This is a genomic window from Mesorhizobium sp. M7A.F.Ca.US.014.04.1.1, assembly GCF_003998745.1.
Lineage (GTDB): Bacteria > Pseudomonadota > Alphaproteobacteria > Rhizobiales > Rhizobiaceae > Mesorhizobium > Mesorhizobium ciceri.
On record NZ_RZRW01001160.1, the window covers coordinates 1 to 949 of the forward strand.

Consider the following 949-nt stretch of genomic DNA (forward strand, 5'->3'; position numbering starts at 1 on the left):
CACATGACGTGTACGGGAAAATGGGGGTTGGCTGTCGAAATAGCGCCGTTGCCGCCCTTCGTCGCGCTCCAGCTGAGCCGTCTTTTCACGGCGCTTACGTACTCCCTTAAGCGCCCACAAGGCTTCGCGCCGCGCCAAGCCTAGGTCTGGCCGGAACGCATCGGCCTCGGCCAGTTGCACGAGTGAGGCCGCCGGCACGCCGGCGCGCTGCCAAAGATCGTCGATCGAGGCGAAGGGATCGTCGGTCCTGGCCGTTATGATCGCGGCCGCGTCGGCATTGGCCAGTCCCTTGACCAGCCGCAGACCAAGGCGAACGGCGAAGCGTCCCTCCTCGTCGATCGCCTCCAGCGTGCAGTCCCAGCGGCTCGCATTGACGCAGACAGGGCGGACGTCGACCCCATGCGCCTGCGCATCGCGCACGATCTGGGCGGGAAGGTAAAAGCCCATCGGTTGCGAATTGAGCAGCGCGGCGCAGAAGACGTCGGGGTGGTGGCATTTCATCCAACTCGAGGCATAGGCGATGAGCGCGAAGCTGGCGGCATGGCTCTCGGGGAAACCATAGCTGCCAAAGCCCTCGGGCTGCTTGAAGGTGGTGGCGGCAAGTTCGGGCGTATAGCCATTCCCGCCGCGCCGACCATTGACCTTCCGCACTTCGAGCGAATTTTTTCGCCAGCGACGCCGACGAAGAGCGCGGTGAGCGACTTGCCGCCCAATGCCGACCAGCGCAGAAAACTCAACTGTGGTCAGCCACTCACTCATAGCTAGCAACCTGGCGTCGACGCGGGGCAATTCCTGAGAATCTTGTGGGCAAATGCTACATCGCGAACGTGTAGGCTATTTGACGATCGTCCCAGACCACCTCGCGGAGACAATATCAATGTCACCCCCGGCGAGTGCGGGCGCCACTCGCTCAATGAGGGTTACAAACCCTGCCGCTGGAGGTTACCAA

The 949-nt window shown here is 62.8% G+C and carries 1 pseudogene; it reads right to left on the bottom strand.

Annotated features, from left to right (window positions below):
- Window positions 1–96: 96 nt before the first annotated feature.
- Window positions 97–618: pseudogene (gene dnaE2, locus EOA22_RS35290) on the bottom strand (error-prone DNA polymerase); the annotation flags it as partial.
- Window positions 619–949: the final 331 nt, after the last annotated feature.